Here is a 21222-nt window from a genome sequence, read left to right as displayed (position 1 = left end):
CTCCCGCCTCCAGCAGGAAAACCGAACCCCAGCAACAGAAAGGCCGCACTCCGATGACCCGGGTGCTCGTGGTGGAGGACGACTCCCAGCTCGTCCGGGCCCTCACGATCAATCTGAAGGCCCGCAGGTATGAGGTGGACGCCGCGACCGACGGCACCACCGCGCTTCAGCTCGCCGCCGCAGGGCCGCCCGACGCGGTACTGCTGGATCTCGGTCTGCCGGACATGGACGGCCTCGATGTGATCCGGGATCTGCGGCGCTGGAGCAGAGTGCCGATCGTGGTGGTCTCCGCCCGCCGTACCTCCGACGAGAAGATCGAGGCGCTCGACGCCGGCGCCGACGACTACGTCACCAAACCGTTCAGCATGGACGAGTTGCTGGCCCGGCTGCGGGCAGCCGTCCGCCGCACGGAGACCAAGGTCCCCGCCGCGGACGAGACGCGGACCGTCACCACCGAGGAGTTCACCGTCGACCTCGTGGCGAAGCGGGTCAGGCGACGCGGCGGCGACGTCCGGCTGACCCCGACCGAGTGGCACCTGCTGGAACTGCTGATCCGCAACCCCGGGCGGCTCATCAGCCAGCGGCAGCTGCTCGAGGAGGTGTGGGGGCACTCCGTCGGCAACAGGACCAACTATCTGCGCGTCTACATGGCCCAGCTTCGGCGCAAACTCGAAGCGGATCCCTCGCGGCCCCGGTATCTGATCACCGAACCCGGCATGGGCTACCGATTCGAGTCCTGACACCCCTGGCGGCCCGCCCACCGCTCCCGGCCCCGGGAGCGCCGACCCCTTGTACAACCACCCCGGAGAATCGAAACCATGGCACGCGGCAAACTTCGGATCTACCTCGGTGCGGCGCCGGGCGTCGGCAAGACGTACGCGATGCTCGCCGAAGCACACCGGCGGGTCGAGCGCGGCACCGACTGCGTCGTCGCCTTCGTCGAGCACCACAACCGGCCGCGGACCGAGGTGATGCTCCACGGCCTGGAACAGATCCCGCGTCAGGAACTCGAGTACCGGGAGACGGTCTTCACCGAGATGGACGTCGACGCGGTCCTCAGGCGCGCCCCGGCGGTCGCTCTGGTCGACGAACTTCCGCACACCAATGTTCCGGGTTCACGCAACGCCAAGCGCTGGCAGGACGTCGAGGAACTGCTGGCCGCCGGGATCGACGTGATCACGACCGTCAACATCCAGCATCTGGAATCGCTCGGCGACGTCGTCGAATCCATCACGGGCGTACGGCAGCGGGAGACCGTCCCGGACGAGGTGGTGCGGCGCGCCGACCAGATAGAGCTGGTCGACATGTCGCCCCAGGCGCTGCGCCGCCGTATGGCCCACGGCAACATCTACAAGGCCGACAAGGTCGACGCGGCTCTGTCCAACTACTTCCGCCCCGGCAATCTCACCGCCCTGCGCGAACTGGCGCTGCTGTGGACCGCGGACCGTGTCGACGAGTACCTCCAGCAGTACCGGGGCGAGCACAACATCCGCTCCACCTGGCAGGCCCGCGAGCGCATCGTCGTCGGACTGACCGGCGGCCCCGAAGGCCGTACGCTCATCCGCCGCGCGACCCGCCTCGCCGAGAAGGGCGCCGGCGGTGAAGTGCTCGCTGTGTACATCTCCCGCAGCGACGGCCTGAGTTCCGCATCGCCCAAGGAGCTGGCGGTCCAGCGCACCCTGGTCGAGGATCTCGGCGGCACCTTCCACCATGTCGTCGGTGACGACATCCCCCAGGCCCTGCTGGAGTTCGCCCGGGGCGTCAACGCCACCCAGATCGTCCTGGGCGCCAGCCGCCGCAAGTCCTGGCAGTACATCTTCGGCCCCGGCGTCAGCGCCACGGTGGCCGTCCAGTCCGGGCCCGACCTGGATGTCCACATCGTCACCCACGAGGAAGTCGCCCGCGGCCGGGGGCTCCCCGTCGCCCGAGGCGCACGGCTCGGCCGGTCCCGGACCATCTGGGGCTGGCTGACCGCAGTCGCGGGCCCGGCCCTGCTCACCCTCCTGCTGACGAACGTGCAGGCCGACCTCGGCCTCGCCAACGACATGCTGCTCTTCCTGACGCTGACGGTGGCCGCGGCGCTGCTCGGCGGGCTGTTCCCGGCGCTGGCATCCGCCGCCTTCGGCTCGCTGCTGCTCAACTACTACTTCACACAGCCTCTGCACCGCCTCACCATCGCCGACCCCAAGAACATCGTCGCCATCGTGATCTTCGTGTCCGTGGCCGTGTCGGTGGCCTCGGTGGTCGACCTGGCGGCCCGGCGCACCCAGCAGGCGGCTCGCCTGCGGGCCGAGTCCGAGATCCTGTCGTTCCTCGCCGGCAGCGTGCTGCGCGGCGAGACCAGCCTGGAGGCTCTGCTGGAGCGGGTCCGCGAGACCTTCGCCATGGAATCGGTGGCCCTGCTGGAGCGGGAGAGCGACGTCGACCCGTGGTCCTGCGCCGGCAGCGTCGGCGGCGGCGTGCCGCCCGCACGCCCCGATGACGCCGACGTCGACATGCCGGTCGGAGACCGTATGGCGCTCGCCCTCACCGGCCGCGTACTGCCGGCCGAGGACCGGAGGGTGCTCGGCGCGTTCGCCGCCCAGGCCGCCGTCGTACTCGACCGGCAGCGCCTGGTCGGGCAGGCCGAACAGGCCCGTCAGCTCGCCGAGGGCAACCGCATCCGCACCGCGCTGCTCGCCGCCGTCAGTCACGATCTGCGCACTCCGCTCGCCGCCATCAAGGCGTCCGTCACCTCACTGCGCTCCGACGACGTGGAATGGTCGGACGAGGACGAGGACGAGCTGCTCGCGAGCATCGAGGAAGGCACCGACCGGCTCGACCACCTCGTGGGCAACCTGCTCGACATGTCGCGGCTGCAGACCGGGACCGTGACCCCGCTGATCAGGGAGATCGACCTCGACGAGGTCGTCCCGATGGCGCTCGGCGGCGTCCCCGAGGACAGCGTCCTCCTGGACGTGCCGGAGGACCTGCCGATGGTCGCGGTCGACCCGGGGCTGCTGGAACGGGCGGTGGCCAACATCGTGGAGAACGCCGTGAAGTACAGCCCCGACGGCGAACGGGTACTCGTGTCGGCCGACGCGATCGGCGATCGCGTCGAGGTACGGGTGGTGGACCGCGGGCCCGGCGTGCCGGACGAGGCCAAGGAGCGCATCTTCGCCCCGTTCCAGCGCCACGGCGATGCCCCGCGCGGCGCGGGAGTCGGTCTCGGCCTCGCCGTCGCCAGGGGATTCACCGAGGCGATGGGAGGCACCCTCACCGCCGAGGACACTCCGGGCGGCGGTCTCACGATGATGCTCACCGTCCGGACCGCTCCGGGCCAGGCAGTGATGCGTCCGGAACTGCCCAGCACGGCCATGTCCTGACAGGACGCCAAGAGGGGCACCGCGCCGCGCTCAGGTGTCCAGGCCCGAGATCCTGAAGACGGCCTCGGCCGTGTCGTCGTCGATCCGCGATGACAGCTCGCGCAGCGCCGTGCCCCGGACCGCAGCGTCCCGGTGTCCTGGGAGACGCGGATGCCTGCGTCCAGCAGATGCCACAGCCGGGGATCGGCGACCAGGACGCGCGGGTCCAGCCTCAGAGTGCGTCCGTCCGCATCGCGCAGGGGGAGCCTTTGCGTCACCCCGTCCGACCAGTCCGCGCACACCAGCCGGTCGGTCCGCACCTGCTGGGCCACCAGCACGCCCCGGCTGTGGATCCATCCCCGCCCCGCCGTCACCCGCGCCGGCAGCAGCACCACGAATAGCACCACCGACAACCCCGCCCACAGCGTCGAACGACCGCCGCTGAGGGTGCCGTTGCCCGCGTCGACCACGACCAGCAGCCCGAGGAGGAGCGCCGCGCACAGGCAGGCGTCGCGGAGATCGCCGGCCCACCGCGCGTCGTACGCCACCCGCGCGCAGGCCGAGGCACTCGCCCGCGACTGGGACCTGTGGAACCCCGGCGTGCCGCTCGTCCGTATTCCGTCCGCGCACCGCGCCCTGGGCCGCCCGATCGCCTGCTACGTACGTGAGCTGGCGGCGCGGACGCCCGGGGCACGGATCACTGTCCTCATCCCCGAGGCTGAACCTGCGCGTCTGTGGCAGCGCCTGCTGCAGGACCAGCGCGGCGCCGTCGTCGCCCACGCCCTGCGCCGCGACACCGACGCGGTCATCTGCCGGCTCCGGTTCCGGCTCTCGGCGCCGGACTCCTGACGGCGCCGTCACAGGCGGCCGTTACAGAAGGCCGGGCGCGCGGCGGGTCGGGGCGTGGGGTGGTCGACGCATGGCCGGAGCCGCCGGAAAGGGCTTGTTGTTGATCGTTGCACGGACCGGTGTAGAGGGCAGGAATGCCCTGGTATGCACCCGGAAGATATGTGCGCCATGCAGGTGAGAGTTACAGGAATGTCCGCTTTATGTAACAACGGACAGTTGTGATGCTTGTGTGGAGGTTGGCGCGACAAAGTGTGGTCCTCGGCTCCGGCCGGGGACCGCAATCGCGCATCCAGGCCCTGACCAGGGGCGGATGCCTCTACTTGAGGGAGCATCATGTCTGCTTCTCGGACTGTCCGCGGTATCGCGGCAGCCGCTCTGGCGTCGGGCGCCGTCGTCGCTTCCATGGCGACGCCGGCATCGGCCGACGACGGCCATGACCGCGGCCGCAACTGGGACACCCGTTCCGTCGTCCTCGGGCACATCCAGTACGACAGCCCCGGCCGCGACGACTACTCCAACCGCAGCCTGAACGCGGAATGGGTGGACGTCACCAACATCGGCCGCCGCTCGGTCGATCTCGACGGCTGGACCCTCACCAACCGCGACGGCAAGCGCTACACCTTCGACGACGTACGCATCTCCGGCCGCTCCACGATCCGTGTCCACACCGGCTACGGCCGTGACAGGGACGGTCATGTGTACCAGGACCGCAGCACCTACGTATGGGGCAACTGGTCGGACAAGGCCACGCTGCGTGACGACGACGGTCGCACGGTCGACACCGCGAGGTACGGCCGCCACAACGACGACGACCGCCGTCGCGACGGCCGGCGCCATGACGACCGGCGCTATGACGACCGGCGTGACCACGACCGGCGTCACGACGGCCGCCGCCACGGCGACCGGCGTCACGACGACCGGCGCTATGACGACCGGCGTGACCACGACCGCCGTCACGACGGCCGTCGGTCCTGACCCCGTGCCCTTGGCGCCCGTGCCCTCACCGGGTACGGGCGCCGCGGTGCGTCAGCCCGACCGCGTATCCGACCGCGCGTCCGACCGCGTATCCGACCGCGTATCCGACCGCGCATCCGAGCGGGTGAACGAGACCTCCACCCGGCGGTTCTTCCTGCGGCCGTTCTCGGTGGAGCTGTCGGCGATCGGGTCGTCCTCGCTGTGACCGTCCGCCTCGTACACGATGCCCGCGTCGGCGAGCTCGCCCGCAGCGCCCGGTACACGGCGTCGGCACGCTGCAGATGCGTCAACGCGGCGTCAGCATCACCGGGAGCGACGGCAAGGTGGCGTCAAGGTGACTGCCCGGCAGGGCCGTGGCGGGGTTATGTGGAGAGTGATCCGTCCGCCTCGCCCTACCCGCCTACTGCCTTCGGGAGCTGATCGAGCATGAGCATGGAAAAGGTCGACGGCCTCATCGTCGCAGTCTTCATCGTGGGCTGTCCGGCGGCCGCATTGATGCGCCCGGAGAAGTTCTGACGAGACCTCACCCGCGGCGCCGGGTTCGCCGGCCGCCACGGCCAACGTCCGTCCGCCGGCCGCGTGCGCCGCGGGTGGCTCCGTGCTTCGACGCCTTCCTGGCGCAGGAGCGAGGTGCGTTGACGCCACCTTTACGTGGCCCGGGACGTGACCCTCAGGTCAGTCCTGGGTCGGTACGCAGAGTACGGGGACGGGCGACAGGTGCAGCAGCTTGTGGGGCGTGGAGCCGAGCAGGGCGCCGCGTAGCGGGCTATCGCCCCAGCTGCCGACGACGATGACCCGCGCCCGATGGCGCTCGGCGGCCTCGAGCAGGGCCTGGGCCGGCGTCTCGTCGACGATCTCGACGGCTGTCGGAACACCGGCCTCGTCGGCCGACTCGACGGCATGGGCGAGCGCCGTGCGCCCGGCCTGGCGGATCGCCTCGTGATGGGCGCGGTACTCCTCGCCGAGGCCGCCGGGGGCAGCGGCGCCGAACACCAGGAAGAGCGGCTCGCCGAACGCGGCCGCGACCTCGATCGCCACCCGCAGGGCCCGGACCGCTCCGGGCGACTCGTCGTATCCCAGGACGACGGACATCTCAGGGCTCCTTGCGATGGACGAGTTCCGGGTCGGCCACGCCGCGGCGCTCCTCCCAGAACGTGCCGGACCGCAGCCGCCAGACGCACATGACGATCACGCCGACCAGGCTGATCCCGATACCGATGACCAGCGGAGGGCCGAGGCCGAACCAGGAGACGCCGCTGTACGAGTTCGCCGGGTTCGACATGTCGACGACCGACTCCACCAGCAGCCAGGCCAGCAAGCCGGCTCCGATCAGCGGCCCGGCGCCGATCAGCAGGAAGTTGTGCAGACTCTCGGTCAGATGGCGGCGGTAGTAGACGACGCAGGCGAGGCCGGTGAGCGCGTAGTAGAAGGCGATGAGGAGCGAGAGCGCGGTGAGTGAGTCGAACAGGGCGTTCTCGCTGATCTGATTGACGACGAGGTACCACGCGATGGCGACCGCAGCCACCCACCAGGTGCTCACATCGGGTGTACGGAACCGCGGGTGGATGTGGGCGAAGCGATGCGGCAGGGCCTGACGGCGGGCCATGGACAGCGCCGTGCGGGACGCAGGGATGATCGTGGTCTGGGTCGAGGCCAGCGCGGACGTGCAGACCGCGAGGAGCACGATCCAGTCCCAGCCGCCCAGCACCTCGCGGGCGAGCACCGCGAAGATCGCCTCTTCCTCGGAGGCGTTCTCGGCGAGGAACGCGGTGCCGGCGTAGCCGACGACAGCGATCGCGACCGACAGATACGTCACCAGCAGCACCACGGTCGACCAGATGCCGGCCTTGCCCGGGGCGGTGGCGGAGTCCCTGATCTCCTCGGTGAGATTCACCGCGGACTCCCAGCCCCAGTAGATGAACACTCCGAGCAGCAGCCCGCCGGTCAGCGCCGCACCGCCGGCGCCGAAGGGGTTGAGCCATTCGAAGGACGGCATGACCGGGTCGAGGGAACTCGTACCGGCATAGACGCGGTAGATGGCGACCACGGCGAACACCAGCAGGAAGGCGACCTGGGCGAGGATGAGCACGTTCTGGACGTGGGCCGACATCTCGGTGCCGATGACACACACGGCCGTCATCACCAGGATCACGACCACCGCGAGCGTCTGCCGGATCACCGCGCTGTCCGCCCAGCTGTCGAGTCCCACCGCGAGCAACCCGAAACGGACGGCGACGTCGGCCAGCGAGCCGATCACCAGGACGCCGGTCATGGTGATCGCCCAGCCGCCGAGCCAGCCGGACCAGGGCCCCATCGCCCGTGTCACCCATGAGAAGGTCGTTCCGCAGTCCTGGTCGACCTTGTTGAGGTAGTAGAAGGCCGAGGCGATCAGCAGCATGGGGACGAAGGAGGCGAGCATCACGCCGGGGGCGTAGATGCCCACCAGGGCGACGATCGGGCCGATGGCCGCGGCCAGCGAGTACGCCGGAGAGGTGGCGTTGAGGCCGATGACGAGCGCGTCGAGGAATCCGATCGCGTTGGCCTTCAGTTCGGTGGGCGGGCCGGCGTCCGCGACATCTTCGGCCATGGACTCTCGCTTCGTCGGAGCGGGGACATACGCATATTCGCCCAGCCCGGAGCGCGGCGCATGGCGGGCACGCCGGGGCCGGGCGGGGGTGGGTTCATCGCCTCCCGGCCCGGTCTACCGCGTGGTAATTTCCGTATACTCGTTGTATGCAACCTGAGGGGGTAGTCGTGGAATCGGGCCGGGACAGGGCGTACGCGTACCTCAAGGAACACGTCCTCACCGACCCCGCGATGCAGGGGACCTTCCTTTCCGAGCAGGAGATCGCCGATCGCATCGGGGTCTCGCGTACGCCCATCCGTGAGGCGCTGCTGCTGCTTGCCGCCGAGGACCTGGTGCGGCTCGTGCCCAAGCGGGGAGCGCAGGTCGTGCCGCTGACGGGGCGTGAGATCACCGAACTGGTGGAGCTGCGCGGCATCGTCGAGCGCTACGCCGCCGAGCAGGTCATCGCGAAGGGCGGCGCTCCGGTGCAGGAGCTCGCCGAGATCCTGGAGCGGCAGCGGGCGCTCAGCAGGCCGGAGCTGGCCAAGGAGTTCATCGCCGAGGACCACCTCTTCCACGCGACGATCGTGTCCGCGGTCGGCAATGCCCTGCTCGACCGGCACTACGACGGGCTGCGCAGCAGGCAGATCCGGGCCGGAGTGGTGGCGCTGTTCAACCAGCACGGGCGGCAGGAGGCGGTGCTCGACGAGCATCAGGCGATCCTGTCGGCGATCGACGCCGGCGACGCCCAGGCGGCGCGGGCCGCGATCGACAGCCATCTGGAGTCGACCCTCAGGGTCCTGCTCGCCGGATAGCCGGCGGGCGGCACCGTCAGCGGCCCCGGCGTACGAAAGTCCCGTGTCCCGGCGGCCGTCGGGACACGGGACTTCGCCGTTGGGTCAGGCCCGGCCCAGCCTGCGGTTGGCCAGCACGGGCACGGAACGGCGCACCGATGCGACCTCCTCGATGTCCAGGTCGGCGACGAGCAGACCCGGTCCCGCTTCGAGGCGGTCCCGTACCGTCCCGTCGGGACCGACGAGCGCGCTGAATCCGATGCCGGTCGGGGCCTTCGACTCCGGCGCCGTACCGGACATAGCCGGATCGGCCTGGCCGACCGCCGCGAGCCAGAGCGTGGCGTCGAGTGCCCGGGCGCGGGTCAGCAGCTCCCACTGTTCGCGCTTGCCCGGGCCCGCGCCCCAGGAGGCGAGCAGCAGTGAGGCGACGGCACCCGCGTCGGCATGGGCGCGGAACAGCTCGGGGAACCGGACGTCGTAGCAGGTGGCGAGGCCGATGCGCACGCCGTCGACATCGATGGTGACCACCTCGGACCCCGGGGCGACGGTGTCGGACTCGGCGAAGCCGAAGGCGTCGTACAGATGGATCTTGTCGTACGAGGCCTCGACGCCGGGACCGGTGGCCAGCAGCGTGTTGGTGACCTTGCCGTCCCCCGCCGGGGTGAACATGCCGGCCACCACCACCAGGCCGGTCTCCTGCGCCACGGCCCGCAGTCCGTTCGCCCACGGCCCGTCCAGCGGCTCGGCGACCGGCCCGAGCGGGATCCCGAAGCACGCCATCGTCGCCTCGGGGAAGGCCACGAGCCGGGCGCCGCTTCGTGCCGCGCGGTGTGCCTCGTCGCGCACGACGGCGAGGTTCTTCTCAGGCTCGGGGCCGGTGGTGATCTGGCTCAGCGCGATGCGCATGTGGGTCCTTCCTGTGGTGGTGCCGGCTGCCAGGAGTGCCGGGCTCAGCCGGTGGCGACAGCGGTCTTCGGCTCTGCGGTGCCGGCCGTCGCGCCCTCCTCCTCGGGAGCGTCGCGGCCCAGCAGGAGACCGGTGACGGTGACGCCGGCGGCAACCAGGATGTTGAGGGCCAGCGGGATCCAGGAGGCGTACGCGTCGAGCAGCGCGGTGAACATCAGCGGCGCGATCGCACCACCGATGAGACCGGCCAGCGTGTACGCGAGGGAGGAGCCCGTCGAGCGCAGGCGCGGGTCGAACTGCTCGGCGATGAAAGCCGCCTGAGGCCCGTACATGAACGAGTGGAGTACGAGGGCGACCACGACGCCGAGCGCGAGGAGCGTCCAGCTCCCGCCACTGGTCATCGGGAAGAAGACGAACGGCCAGACGCCGGCGGCGGCCGCGGAGACTCCGTACACGAGACGGCGGTTGAAACGGTCGGAGACGGCGCCGGCCAGCGGGATCAGGAAGACCTGGAGCGAGGAACCGATGAGGACGGCGGTGAGCGCCGAACCCCGGGACATGCCCAGCTCGCCCGTTGCGTACGTCAGCACGAAGACGGTGAACAGCGCGTACAGCACGTCCGGGGCGACCCGGGAGAGGATCGCGGCGGCGAGCCGGCGGGGGTGGGTCGTGAGGACTTCCTTGACGGGGGCCGAGGGGCGGTTCTGCTCGGCTTCCATGGCCTTGAAGACGGGCGTCTCCTCGAGCTTCGTGCGGATCCACAGACCGAAGACGACCAGGACACCGGAGAGCAGGAACGCCACGCGCCAGCCCCAGTCCAGGAACTGGGCCTCGGTCAGCAGTGCGCCGAGCGCGGCGAGCACACCGTTGGCCATCAGATTGCCGGCCGGGGGACCTATCTGTGCGGCCGAGGCGTAGAAGCCGCGGCGCCGCGGGTCGCCGAACTCGCTGGAGAGGAGTACGGCACCACCCCACTCGCCGCCGACACCGACGCCCTGGGCGAAGCGCAGCAGCACCAGAACGACCGGGGCGGTCACACCGATGCTGGTGTAGGTGGGCAGCAGGCCGATGAGCAGGGTGGCGACGCCGATCAGCACGAGCGTCGTGATGAGGACCTTCTTGCGGCCGATCCTGTCACCGAGGCGGCCGAAGACGAACCCGCCGAGCGGACGGGAGACGTAGCCGACCGCGTACGTGGAGAAGGCCAGCAGGGTGCCCGTGGTGGGGTCCTCGGAGGGGAAGAACAGGTCACCGAAGACCAGGGCCGCGGCCGCGGAGTAGATCGCGAAGTCGTACCACTCCAAAGCCGTGCCGGTGAGGCTGGCGAAGAAGGCGCGGCGTACGGCGCCGCTGCTCTCAGGCTTGTTCACGTTGTCCGTCCTTGTGAGGCGGGATGTCGACCTTCCGGCATACTTCTTGTATACAGGTCGTATGCGCAAGCCCCAGGCGCAAAGTTCACCGCTCCGGTATCGCGATCAACGTGGAGAAATCATGGCGCTGCTGACTTTCGAACTGCCCGACGGCTCGACCCGGGACGTCGACGTCGTTCAGGTGCTCAACGCCGGCTACGCCGGACGCAGCCAGGAGGACGTGGCCGCGCATGTGGCGGAGCTCGCCGAGCTGGGCGTCCCCGCCCCCTCGGTCACCCCGGCCCTCTACCCGGTCTCCCCCTACCTCGCCCAGCAGACCGAACAGATCAGCGTGCAGCACGGACGCACTTCGGGCGAGGCGGAGTGGGCGCTGGTGGTGGACGGCGCCGGCGAGCTGCTGCTGACCGCCGCCTGCGACCACACGGACCGGCAGCTGGAGGTGCACGGCGTGGCCTGGAGCAAGAACGCCGGCCCCGATGTGCTCGCGCGCCGGGCATGGCGGCTGGCGGACGTCCAGGACCGCCTCGACGAGCTCACCCTGCGCGCCTGGGTGACCCACGGCGACGAGGAGACCGCGATCCAGGACGGCACCCTGGCCGAGCTGCTCACCCCGGCCTACTGGGCCGACGTGCTGCGAGAGCGCGGTGACCTGGTGCCCGGCACGGTCCTGATCTCGGGCACGATTCCCATGACGGAGGGCGTGGACCAGTTCGCCGGGCGCTGGCGCGTGGAGCTGGCCGACCCGGCCACCGGCGACGCCATCGAGCTCGGCTATGACGTCGTGCCGATGCCGGCGCCGATCGGCTGAACGGACGGCGCAAGGGGCGACGTGCCGCGCGGCGGCCCGTCGCCCCTCGTCGTGTGCGGCTGTTCGCGGCGCCGCCAGAGGCGCCGGGCGCCGTCAGCGCATCCGCCCCCAGGTCTCGAACTCCTGCGCCGACAGCGGTGACGTCAGGGAATCGAAGGGCTCCCTGGGGCCCATCGGTCCCCCGGGATCCTCGACCGGGGTCGGGTCGAGGTAGAACCACTGCGTCTGCGGCCCGGGCTCAGGGCCCGCCCACGCTTCCGGCCCGGGCTCGGGACCCGCCCACGCTTCCGGCCGGGGCTCAGGGTCCGGCACATGCGCGGGCGCCCCGCCGCCGTCGGGTGCCGGATCCGCCTCGGGGGCAGTCCCGGCGGGAGCCGGCGCGTTCGGGGTGTTCGGGCGCAGCAGCTCCACCCTGATGTCCGCCCCCCGGTGTTTGGCCACGAACTCGTCCACCTGGCTGCGGCAGGCGTGGTCCCAGTGAGCCACGCCGGTCAGATCCAGCCGTATCCGGGGCGTCCCGGCGGCGGCGACCGCCTCCAGGGCGTCGATCAGCTTCGGCAGCCGCAGGAAGGTCACATTGCCGGCCATGACCAGCTTCGCGGTGTCGCCCTCCACGCTGGTGCGCACCGACGCCTGGGACATCCGCAGCGCGGCCAGCACCACGCCCGCGGCGAGTCCGACCAGTACACCCTCGAGCAGGGCGGTGGCGACGATCGCGACCGTGGTGAGCGTCATGACCACGAACTCGCCGCGGTCCTGCCGCCACATCTTCGGGAACTCCTCCGGCGCGAACAGCTTCCAGCCGCTGTGCACCAGGACACCCGCCAGGACGCAGATGGGGATGAGAGCGAGGACGTTAGGCAGCAGCAGGGCGAAGGCGAGCAGCCACAGGCCGTGCAGCGTGCGCGACAGCCGGGTCTTGGCGCCGGCCTGCACGTTCGCGGAGCTGCGCGCGACGACCGCGGTCATCGGGAGCGCGCCGAGGGCGCCGCAGATGGTGTTGCCCACGCCCTGCGCGATCAACTCCGAGTTGTAGCGGGTGCGTTGACCTGTGTGCATCCGGTCCACGGCGGCGGCGGTGAACAGACTCTCCGCAGACGCGATGATCGTGAACGTGAGCACGGTGCTCAGCACCGAGCCGCCGGCCAGTGCCGCGAACTGCGTCGGCCCCGGAACCTGCACGGACGCCAACAGATTGCCGACCTTCAGCGTGGCGATGTCGACCCCCGGCAGCGAGGCCACCGCCATACCGCCCGCCACCGCGACCAAGGCCGCCGGGACCTTCGTCAGCGGGCCCGGCAGCTTCTTCCAGACGAAGCTCAGCACGACGGTGGCGACACCGAGTCCGGCAGCGATCGCCTTCTGCGGATCGGCCACGGTGCGCGCGATCAGATCGGGGATGCCCAGCAGGTTCTCGACCGGCCTGCCGATCGCCTTGGCGTCGGCCAGCGGATAGGCCTGGCCGAACATCAGCGGCAGTCCGATCCCTGCCAGCATGCCCTGCACCACCGCGATGGAGATGGCCTGGAACATCCGCCCGAGCCGGATCAGCCCGAGCCCGATCTGCAGCACGCCGGAGGCCAGCACGATCACTCCGAGCATGGCCAGGCCGTGCTCCAGTACGGCCTCCGCGACCAGCGCCGCCAGACCGGCCGCCGGGCCGGAGACCTGAAGGGTGCTGCCGCGCGCCATGCCGATCACCAGGCCGCCGACGACCCCGGAGATGATGCCCAGTTCGGGCGGCGCGGCCGAGGCCACGGCCACGCCGATGCACAGGGGGAGCGCGACAAGGAAGACGACGAAGGAGGCTGCGATCTCGGTGGCGAGATTCACCTTCTCCTTCTGTCCGGCGCCGCCCGTCGTTCCGCTCTTCGGCCGGCCGGCCGGTGCCTGCCGTGACCGGGTCGCGTCCGGGGGAGGGGCGTTGCCGTAGGGACTTCGTATACGACCCGGCTTTCGTCCGGAGCTCCGGCCGGCCCGGTGCCGGCCGCGGCCGCCGTGCCCCGCGGCGTGGTCCTGCGCCTCCTTCTGCTCCTGACCCGGAATCAGCATGCTTGTACCTGGAAGGAGTTGCCGTCCTCATCCAGCTCCTGAAGACGGCCGGTGTCCACCTCGTAGTACCAGCCGTGCAGCCTGAGCATGTCCTTCGCAAGCCGCCGCTGGACCGCCGGGTATGCGCGCAGTGCGGTCAGCTGCGCCCGCACGTTGAGCTGTGCCAGCTCCGCGATCCGTTCGGCGAAGCCGGCGGCGTCGACGGGGCCGGCCGGTACGCGGTCCAGGGCGGACGCGAGCCCCGGCCTCGCCGACTCCAGCCAGGCATCCACCCGCGGCAGGGCGGACAGGTCCTTGCCCGAGGCCAGCGCGCCCATCGCGCCGCAGTGCGAGTGCCCGCAGACGACGATGTCGCGAACGTCCAGCACCTCCAGCGCGTACTCGACGGTGGCGGCCTCTCCGGACACCAGATGCGGCCGGTAGGCCGGCACGATGTTACCTGCGTTACGTATTTCGAAGACCTCACCGGGACGCGCACCGGTGATCAGTGCGGGTATGACGCGGGAATCGGAACAGGCGATGAAGAGTGCCTGCGGAAATTGCCCCTCGGCGAGTTTCCGGTATGTGTCACTTTCGAAATCCACGCGGCGCCGGAAGGAACGGGCGCGTTCGAGCAGAGCCTTCATGATGCCTCCTCAGGTGGGTTGCTGGGGCCGGGAACTGGCTCAACACCGTAGAGAGGGCGAGGCAAGGCGAAGGTTAGGGGAAGGCTAGAGCCACCTCAGAATTGGGTGCCGTGCTGTGACCTGCCTCCCAAAGTCCGTGGACCTGCCTGCCGTTGATTCAATCAAATGTACGGTGATCGTCCCGGGTGCGGACCATCGGGAATTCGTGCTGTCAGGATTCACTCAGGATTCACGGGAAGACGGAACTCCATGACCCTGCGGGCCTTGCTCATCGAGGACGACGAGACGATCGCCGAACCCCTGGTGGAGGGCCTCGTCCGCTACGGACTGACAGTCGGTCATGTGTCCACCGGCTCCGCGGGACTCCAGGGCCCGTACGGCGACATCGTCCTGCTCGACCTGGGGCTGCCCGACATGGACGGCGTCGACGTCTGCCGCGGTATCCGCCAGGTCTCCGACGTCCCGATCATCATGCTCACCGCACGCGGTACGGAGGCCGACCGGGTGCTCGGCCTGGAACTGGGCGCCGACGACTACCTGGCAAAACCTTTCAGCGTCCGGGAGCTGGTGGCGCGCATCCGGGCGGTGACCCGCCGCACGGCAGCACGGCCGGGCGCCGCACCCGAGTGGGGACCGGGGGCACCGGCGGGCCGGGAGCATCCCGATCCCGCACCCGACGCACTGCCCGAGCCGGGGAGTGTACCGCGGCAGCCCTCCCGGACAGGGGCGCTGGTCGTCGACCGCCGCACCCGGCAGGTCTGGATCGGGGACAGCCCGGTCGTCCTCACCCCCAAGGAGTTCGACCTGCTGGCTCTGCTCGCCGAGGACCCGGGGGCGGTCTATTCACGCCAGGAGATCCTCGACCGGGTCTGGGATCTCCACTACCACGGTCCCACCAAGACCCTCGACGTCCATGTGGCCACCCTGCGACGCAAGTTGGGCGACCCTGCCTGGATCCAGACCCTGCGCGGAGTGGGCCTGCGCCTCGCGGTACGGCCCCACAGCGGCACCGGCCTTCCCCGGACGGAGCCGCAGCCGCGATGACACGGCGACTGCTGCTCAGCTATCTGACCCTGGCCGTCTTCGTCCTCGTCTGCCTGGAGATCCCGCTCGGCTACGTCTACAGCCGCGCCGAGCGTGAGCGCGCCGTCAACGCGGCCACGGAAGAGGCGGAGTCGATCGCCGCCCACGCCGCCCTGTCCCTCTCGTCCGGCCGCTCCGGTGAACTCGCCGAGCGGGTCGCCGACTGTGCCGAACGCATCGGCGGGCGGGTACTGGTCGTCGACGGAAAAGGGACCCTGCTCGCCTCCTCCCCTTCACTCGGGCCCGGCCGGCGAGCCGGTCTGGCGCGGCGCCCCGAGATCCGCGCCGCGCTGCGCGGCGGTGACGGTGCGACCGTACGGACTTCCACCGTCGGCGGCGTGCAGTGGCTTTCGGTGGCCGTTCCCGTACGCCACGGCGACACGGTCGACGGTGCGGTGCGCCTGGCCGTCCCCACCGACGCGATCGCGAAGAACGTCCTTCAGGTGTGGCTGTTGCTGGGACTGGGCGGGCTCGCGGTGCTCGCCACCGCCGCCATGGCCGCCTTCGCGCTGGCGCGCTGGATCGGCCGCCCGATCCTCGAACTCGAGCGCGCCGCCCATACCTTGGCCGGCGGCAGTCTGGCCACCCCGGCATCGGTGACCTCGGGCCCGCCCGAAGTACGCAGCCTGGCCACCACCTTCAACCGTACGGCCGCCCTGCTGGAGCATCTGCTCGCGTCCCAGAGCGCCTTCGCCGGTGAGGCCTCCCATCAGCTGAAGACCCCGCTCGCCGCGCTGCGACTGCACCTGGACAACATGGAACCCGGTACCCTGCCCCATCTGCGCGCCGGCCTGAACGCGGCGATGACCGAGACCGAGAGGCTGGGCCGCATGGTCGAGGGCCTGCTCGCGCTCGCCCGGATGGAGGAGGCGGCACTCACCCCCGAACCCGTCGACGTGGACCGGGTGGTGAAGCAGCGCATCCACACCTGGTCCCCGCTGTGCGAAAGGGAGGGCGTACGCCTCGTCCTGGTCGGCAAGCAGATCGGCACCGCTTTCGCGGTGCCCGGGGCGCTCGAGCAGATTCTGGACAACCTGCTCTCCAACGCCCTGCGCGCGGCCCCCACGGGCAGCATGGTCACCGTCTCGCGACGGCACCTCGCAGGCCGGGCGGAGCTGCATGTCCAGGACCAGGGCCCCGGCATGACCGCCGAGCAGCGCGGCCGCGCGTTCGACCGGTTCTGGCGCGCCCCCGGCGCGCCCAAGGGCGGCACCGGACTCGGCCTCTCCCTCGTCCAGCGGCTCACCCTGGTCAGCGGGGGCGAGGTCACGCTGCTGCCCGCCCCGGGCGGCGGGCTGAGGGCCGTCGTGCGGCTCCGGCCGGCGATGCCCCGCCGCCCCGTCGGCCGGCTGCGCCTCCCGCATCCGCGCCGCCGTCCGGTGGTCGGCGCCGGCAGGGGCACGAGGGACAGATGACCAGGCTCGTCGCATCGTGGCTCGTCACAACGTCGTCCCGGCGGGTGAGGAGGGCGGCAGTGTGTCCCTGGGCGGCATGGTTCGCGATGGCCTAGCGTCCCGTTCCATGACCACGTTCACCAGCTTTGCCGTACACGTCCCCGCAGCCGTCCTGGAGGCGGACCCGCTCGACCCGGCGCAGATCGTGCAGGGCACTCCCGAGGTGTCGGGCAAGGTGCTGTGGGAGTCGCAGGACGGCAAGCAGATCCGCGGCATCTGGCAGATCACCCCGGGCGTGGTGACCGACACCGAGGCGAACGAACTCTTCGTCGTGGTGAGCGGCCGGGCCACCATCGCCGTCGAGGACGGCGACACCTTCGACGTCGGACCGGGTGACGCGTGCGTGCTGCGCGAGGGCGACCGGACCACGTGGACCGTGCACGAGACGCTGCGCAAGGCGTACCACATCACCCTGCCGTAGCTTGACGGCGGATCTTCAGGTGCTCCGAGACGCGTTCCCGGCAACGGAGTCGATCAATGTGCCGTCGACTCGAACAGGACATACCTCTTGGGCCCGAGCCGGGCGGATTCCCTGGTCACGCCTTGATCATGCCATCGGGCCACGGACCGGCAGCCGCGGGGACAACCGTCAGCCCTGATCGAAGGCACGCATCGCCGGTTGCCCGGCCGCGCTCACCGCCCGTCGCTTCCCTCGAGCAGGTGCTCGACGCGGTCGAACCGCTCGTGGAGTGCCCGGACTTCGGCGTGGAAGGCCTCTTCGCCCTCCCGGGTGTAGTGACGGACCGCCGCGCCCACCTCGTGTGCGTCCTGCTCCGCCTTGCCGACGAACCAGGTGGCGATGGCCGCGGTGACCATGCCGAAGGTGGTGATCCCGGCCAGCATCACCACCGCGGCGATGACACGGCCCCAGCCGGTCACCGGGTACATGTCGCCGTAGCCGACCGTCGTGGCCGTCTCGACGGACCACCAGATCGCCCTGGGGAAGGAGGTGATGGTGGCTCCGGGGGCGCCCTCCTCGACGGGAACGATCAGCGCCGATCCGGCGAGAAGGACGACCGCGGTGGCCAGTGACACCCACAGGACGGCTCGCATATGAAAGGTCCGCCACCACCGGCTGCCCAGCAGACGGGCCAGGAAGAGCGTGAAGAACGACTGCTGCACGGGCAGACCCTCCGGGCCACGGACGAGATCGTGTGGGCGAGGCTACCGGGCACGCGGAGCACGACGGGATCTGACACTCGCCGGCTGTCGAGGCCGGTCCGGCCTGGGCTCCGGCACCAGGCGGCCTCGGCCGGTGGCACGCACTGGCTCCCGGCGTGACGCGACCTTCCGTCGGGCGCCATCGGGACGGCGTCGTATCAAAAACGTCCGTGCGGGCCCGGGGCGAGGTCCGGGCCCGCAACGGAAAGCGCGCTCAGCTTGTCGTGCCGGGCACGCGTTCGATGACAGCCGCGAGGCCGGCCCCGGTCGGCAGGGTGCCGAAGGCCAGCCCCCGGTCGCCGGCCAGCCGGGAGGCGCAGAACGCGTCGGCCACCGCGGTCGGGGCATGGCGGACCAGCAGGGAGCCCTGCAGCACCAGCGCCATGCGCTCGACCAGCCGCCGGGAGCGCAGCGCCGCGTCCTCGGTGAGCACCAGCTCGCTGCGCAGCTGCCGCCATGCGTCGTCGAGACGCGCGTCCGCACCGGCGGCGGCCTCGATCTCGGCGCGGAACGCCTCCAGGGACTCGGGTTCACGGGTCAGGGCGCGCAGCACATCGAGCGCGTTGACGTTCCCCGAGCCCTCCCACAGGCCGTTGAGGGGGGCCTCCCGGTACAGCCGCGGCATCCCCGACGCCTCGTCATAGCCGTTGCCGCCGAGGCACTCCAGGGCTTCGGCGACCGCGGCGGGCTGCCGCTTGCACACCCAGTACTTGCCGACGGCCGTGGCCAGCCGCAGGAACGCCCGCTCCTGGGCGTCGCCGCGCTGGGCCCGGTCGGTCGCTCCCGCGATCCGCAGCGCGAGGGTGGTCGCCGCTTCGGACTCGAGCCCCAGGTCGGCGATCACATTGCGCATCAGCGGCTGGTCGATCAGCTTGGCACCGAACACGCTGCGGTGGCGCACATGGTGGGCGGCCTGTGCCAGAGCGGTACGGATGCCCGAAGCGGAACCCAGGATGCAGTCGAGCCGGGTCATCGTGACCATGTCGATGATGGTCCGCACCCCCTGCCCCTCCGTGCCGACCAGCCAGGCGACGGTGTCGTCGAACTCGGGCTCGCTGCTGGCGTTGGAGCGGTTGCCGAGCTTGTCCTTGAGGCGCTGGATACGGAACGTGTTGCGGCTGCCGTCCGGGAGCACCCGCGGCACCAGGAAGCAGGACAGCCCTCCCGGGGCCTGCGCCAGCACCAGGAACAGGTCGTTCATGGGGGCGCTGGTGAACCACTTGTGCCCGCGCAGCCGCCAGGTGCCGTCCGGCTGCCCGGTGGCGACCGTGGTGTTGGCGCGTACGTCGGTGCCGCCCTGCTTCTCGGTCATGCCCATGCCCGCAAGCAGCCCGCGCTTGCTCGCGGGCGCGCGCAGACCGGGGTCGTACGACCGGCTGGTCAGCAGCGGCTCGTACACGGCGGCCAGCTCGGGCGCGGAGCGCAGGGCCGGGACGACGGCGTAGGTCATCGACACCGGGCAGCCGTGCCCCTGCTCGGCCGAGCTCCACACCATGAAGCCCGCCGCGCGCGCCACATGGACGCCCGGCCGGTCGTCGGCCCACGGCGCACCGCCGAGGCCCTCGCTGATGGCCACGTCCATCAGCGCGTGGTACGAGGGGTGGAAGTCCACCTCGTCGATCCGGTGTCCGTAGCGGTCATGGGTGCGCAGCACCGGCTCGTAGTGGTTGGCCTCCTCGGCCCAGCGCCGGACCTCCTCCGAGCCGGCCAGCCGGCCCACCCGGTGCAGGTCGTCGACGTACCACTCGGCGCCCTCGCGCCGCACACCCTCAAGGAGCACGGTGTCGTCGGCGACATCGTGACCGACCAGCGGCGGCGCCTGGTTGGTCACCTCGTGGGTGCGAGCGGTGGGGTTGCTGCGCAGTGCGGCGTCTGCGGTTGCGGTCATCACAGTCCTCGGAAGTCGTAGGGGTCACTCGGCGGGTGTGGCGCCCGCGCAGCGCAGGGACATCGCCACCAGCTCGGTGACCAGATCGCCCGCGGCGGTGACTTCGGCAGGACCGGACAGCGGGTCGACGAGCACCTCGCCGATCGCTCCGGTCAGTGCGGCGGCGGTGACGTCGGCGTTCTGGCCGGGGAGCAGGCCCGCGCCGATGCCTTCACGGATCACCTCGGCGAACACCTCGCGGTAGCGGCGCCGGAACCCCAACCGCTCCTGGCCCACGGCCGGTTCGGCCGGGGCCGCGAGCAGGGCGTGGGCCAGACCGCGGTTCTCCATGGCACGGCGGGCGAAGACGCTGACGCCGAGCGCCAGCCGCTCGACCGGGTTCCCGCTGCCCTCCCTGAGCACCTCGCTGAGCACCTCGACCTCCCGCCCGGACGCGCGGCGGAAGACCTCGACGGCCAGTGCCCCTTTGGAGGGGAAGTGCTGGTAGACCGAGCCGACCGACATGCCGGCCGCGGCGGCGACCGCGGTGACGGAGGCGTTCGCCCAGCCCACGTCGGCGACCACGGAGGTGGCCTGGGCCACCAGGTGCTCCCTGGCGGCGGCCAGCCGGTCCTGCACGGCGGGTGTCTTGCGGTAGGCCATGCAAACAAGTGAACCATCGTTCAGAACTTCGCGCCAGCCCCGCACACGGCCCGGACGGGCCCGGTCGCCGACGCCCGGACACGGCCGCCGCGGCGACCGCGGCGGGCGCGGCGGTCCGGACCGCGCAGCGCCCGCCGCCGGCCTGCCGCACGGCTACAGCGGGATCTGGATGTCCAGGACGGGACCGGTGGCGCGGGTACGCGGCGCGTCCAGGTTCTCCAGTACGTGGAGCATGGGTGCGTTGCCCGCGGCGACCGCCGCGGTCAGGGTGTGGTGTCCGGCCCGGCGGGCCACCTGGGCAGCGTGTGCGGCCAGCGCGGTGCCCAGCCCTTTGGACTGCCACGCGTCCTCGACCAGTACGGCGAGTTCGCCCACCCCCTGCTCGTCGGTACGCATCACGTTGGTCATCGCGATGATGCGGTCCGTGTGCTGTTCGGTGGTGGTCACCAAGGTGGTGCCGCGCTGCGGGTCGGACAGCACCCGCCAACCTGCCGTGGTCAGTTGGGGCTTGCCCGCGTGATAGCGCAGGGCCCGGCTGATCGGCGAGCAGCGGCGGTGCAGTGCCTGGATCGGTCCGAGGTCGGCCGCGGTCACCTCCCGGGTCCGGGTGGTGGTGCCGTCGTTCAGCGTGATCGGGTGTGCGATGCCTGGAGAGCCGGCGTCGGGCATACGGCGCGTCTCCTCACGTTGCGAACGGGGGTGGT

19 protein-coding genes and 1 pseudogene are annotated in these 21222 nt (G+C 71.0%); 10 read left to right on the top strand and 10 right to left on the bottom strand.

The annotated features are described in order from the left end of the window. Positions 1 to 53 precede the first annotated feature (53 nt). The 5 genes and pseudogenes from OHS70_RS07005 to OHS70_RS06985 all read left to right on the top strand — a co-directional run bounded on the left by OHS70_RS07005 (position 54) and on the right by OHS70_RS06985 (position 5373). Positions 54 to 740, top strand: coding sequence for a response regulator (locus OHS70_RS07005; protein WP_328394762.1), 687 nt, complete (start codon positions 54 to 56; stop codon positions 738 to 740). A 78-nt stretch (positions 741 to 818) separates the two neighbouring features. Beyond that, on the top strand, positions 819 to 3365 hold the full coding sequence (locus OHS70_RS07000; RefSeq protein ID WP_328394760.1) for a sensor histidine kinase KdpD: 2547 nt from the start codon (positions 819 to 821) through the stop codon (positions 3363 to 3365). Positions 3366 to 3893: 528 nt separating this feature from the next. Beyond that, positions 3894 to 4193 (top strand): annotated as a pseudogene (locus OHS70_RS06995) (amino acid permease); the annotation flags it as partial. 333 nt (positions 4194 to 4526) lie between these two features. Further along, positions 4527 to 5168: a lamin tail domain-containing protein gene (locus OHS70_RS06990; RefSeq protein WP_328394758.1), complete on the top strand. Its 642-nt coding sequence runs from the start codon at positions 4527 to 4529 to the stop codon at positions 5166 to 5168. 46 nt (positions 5169 to 5214) lie between these two features. Beyond that, complete coding sequence (locus tag OHS70_RS06985) at positions 5215 to 5373, top strand: hypothetical protein (RefSeq protein ID WP_328394756.1); 159 nt, start codon at positions 5215 to 5217, stop codon at positions 5371 to 5373. Positions 5374 to 5843: 470 nt separating this feature from the next. Here OHS70_RS06985 and OHS70_RS06980 read toward each other — a convergent pair whose 3' ends face one another. Together OHS70_RS06980 and OHS70_RS06975 are read right to left on the bottom strand one after the other, a co-directional pair. Continuing rightward, entirely contained in the window at positions 5844 to 6260 is a 417-nt protein-coding gene (locus tag OHS70_RS06980) for a universal stress protein (RefSeq protein WP_328394754.1), read from the bottom strand. A 1-nt stretch (position 6261) separates the two neighbouring features. Continuing rightward, positions 6262 to 7755 (bottom strand): APC family permease, encoded by a 1494-nt coding sequence (locus OHS70_RS06975; RefSeq protein WP_328394752.1) that lies wholly within the window; start codon positions 7753 to 7755, stop codon positions 6262 to 6264. A gap of 146 nt (positions 7756 to 7901) precedes the next feature. On the opposite strand from OHS70_RS06975, the gene OHS70_RS06970 reads away from it, so the two are divergent. After that, positions 7902 to 8549 (top strand): GntR family transcriptional regulator, encoded by a 648-nt coding sequence (locus tag OHS70_RS06970; protein ID WP_328394750.1) that lies wholly within the window; start codon positions 7902 to 7904, stop codon positions 8547 to 8549. Positions 8550 to 8633: 84 nt separating this feature from the next. Here OHS70_RS06970 and OHS70_RS06965 read toward each other — a convergent pair whose 3' ends face one another. Together OHS70_RS06965 and OHS70_RS06960 are read right to left on the bottom strand one after the other, a co-directional pair. Continuing rightward, positions 8634 to 9434 (bottom strand): carbon-nitrogen hydrolase family protein, encoded by an 801-nt coding sequence (locus OHS70_RS06965; RefSeq protein WP_328394748.1) that lies wholly within the window; start codon positions 9432 to 9434, stop codon positions 8634 to 8636. 44 nt (positions 9435 to 9478) lie between these two features. Then, positions 9479 to 10804, bottom strand: a complete 1326-nt coding sequence (locus tag OHS70_RS06960; protein WP_328394746.1) for an MFS transporter — start codon at positions 10802 to 10804, stop codon at positions 9479 to 9481. A 121-nt stretch (positions 10805 to 10925) separates the two neighbouring features. Between OHS70_RS06960 and OHS70_RS06955 the strand changes: the two genes are divergently transcribed. Beyond that, positions 10926 to 11612: a DUF2848 domain-containing protein gene (locus tag OHS70_RS06955; RefSeq protein ID WP_328394744.1), complete on the top strand. Its 687-nt coding sequence runs from the start codon at positions 10926 to 10928 to the stop codon at positions 11610 to 11612. Positions 11613 to 11705: 93 nt separating this feature from the next. Here the strand turns inward: OHS70_RS06955 and OHS70_RS06950 are convergent, their stop codons facing one another. Continuing rightward, positions 11706 to 13664 (bottom strand): SulP family inorganic anion transporter, encoded by a 1959-nt coding sequence (locus OHS70_RS06950; RefSeq protein WP_328394742.1) that lies wholly within the window; start codon positions 13662 to 13664, stop codon positions 11706 to 11708. Then, positions 13658 to 14290: a carbonic anhydrase gene (locus OHS70_RS06945; protein ID WP_328394740.1), complete on the bottom strand. Its 633-nt coding sequence runs from the start codon at positions 14288 to 14290 to the stop codon at positions 13658 to 13660. The genes OHS70_RS06950 and OHS70_RS06945 overlap by 7 nt, the downstream gene beginning before the upstream one ends. A gap of 249 nt (positions 14291 to 14539) precedes the next feature. Between OHS70_RS06945 and OHS70_RS06940 the strand changes: the two genes are divergently transcribed. From OHS70_RS06940 to OHS70_RS06930, 3 genes are all read left to right on the top strand, one after another. Next, entirely contained in the window at positions 14540 to 15334 is a 795-nt protein-coding gene (locus tag OHS70_RS06940; protein WP_328394738.1) for a response regulator transcription factor, read from the top strand. Continuing rightward, positions 15331 to 16788 (top strand): sensor histidine kinase, encoded by a 1458-nt coding sequence (locus OHS70_RS06935; protein ID WP_328394736.1) that lies wholly within the window; start codon positions 15331 to 15333, stop codon positions 16786 to 16788. The genes OHS70_RS06940 and OHS70_RS06935 overlap by 4 nt, the downstream gene beginning before the upstream one ends. Before the next feature lie 106 nt (positions 16789 to 16894). Next, entirely contained in the window at positions 16895 to 17248 is a 354-nt protein-coding gene (locus tag OHS70_RS06930) for a cupin domain-containing protein (protein ID WP_328394734.1), read from the top strand. Between the two features lie 212 nt (positions 17249 to 17460). On the opposite strand, the gene OHS70_RS06925 is transcribed toward OHS70_RS06930, so the two are convergent. The 4 genes from OHS70_RS06925 to OHS70_RS06910 form a co-directional block, all read right to left on the bottom strand. After that, entirely contained in the window at positions 17461 to 17949 is a 489-nt protein-coding gene (locus OHS70_RS06925) for a potassium channel family protein (protein ID WP_328394732.1), read from the bottom strand. A gap of 253 nt (positions 17950 to 18202) precedes the next feature. Next, the gene (locus OHS70_RS06920) at positions 18203 to 19876 is read right to left on the bottom strand and encodes an acyl-CoA dehydrogenase family protein (RefSeq protein WP_328394730.1); all 1674 of its coding nucleotides are present in this window, start codon (positions 19874 to 19876) and stop codon (positions 18203 to 18205) included. A 24-nt stretch (positions 19877 to 19900) separates the two neighbouring features. Next, positions 19901 to 20518, bottom strand: coding sequence for a TetR/AcrR family transcriptional regulator (locus OHS70_RS06915; protein WP_328394728.1), 618 nt, complete (start codon positions 20516 to 20518; stop codon positions 19901 to 19903). Between the two features lie 153 nt (positions 20519 to 20671). After that, positions 20672 to 21187, bottom strand: coding sequence for a GNAT family N-acetyltransferase (locus OHS70_RS06910; protein ID WP_328394727.1), 516 nt, complete (start codon positions 21185 to 21187; stop codon positions 20672 to 20674). Between the last annotated feature and the right edge of the window lie 35 nt (positions 21188 to 21222).

Source organism: Streptomyces sp. NBC_00390, assembly GCF_036057275.1.
GTDB lineage: Bacteria > Actinomycetota > Actinomycetes > Streptomycetales > Streptomycetaceae > Streptomyces.
This window is presented reverse-complemented; position numbering and strand designations above follow the sequence as displayed.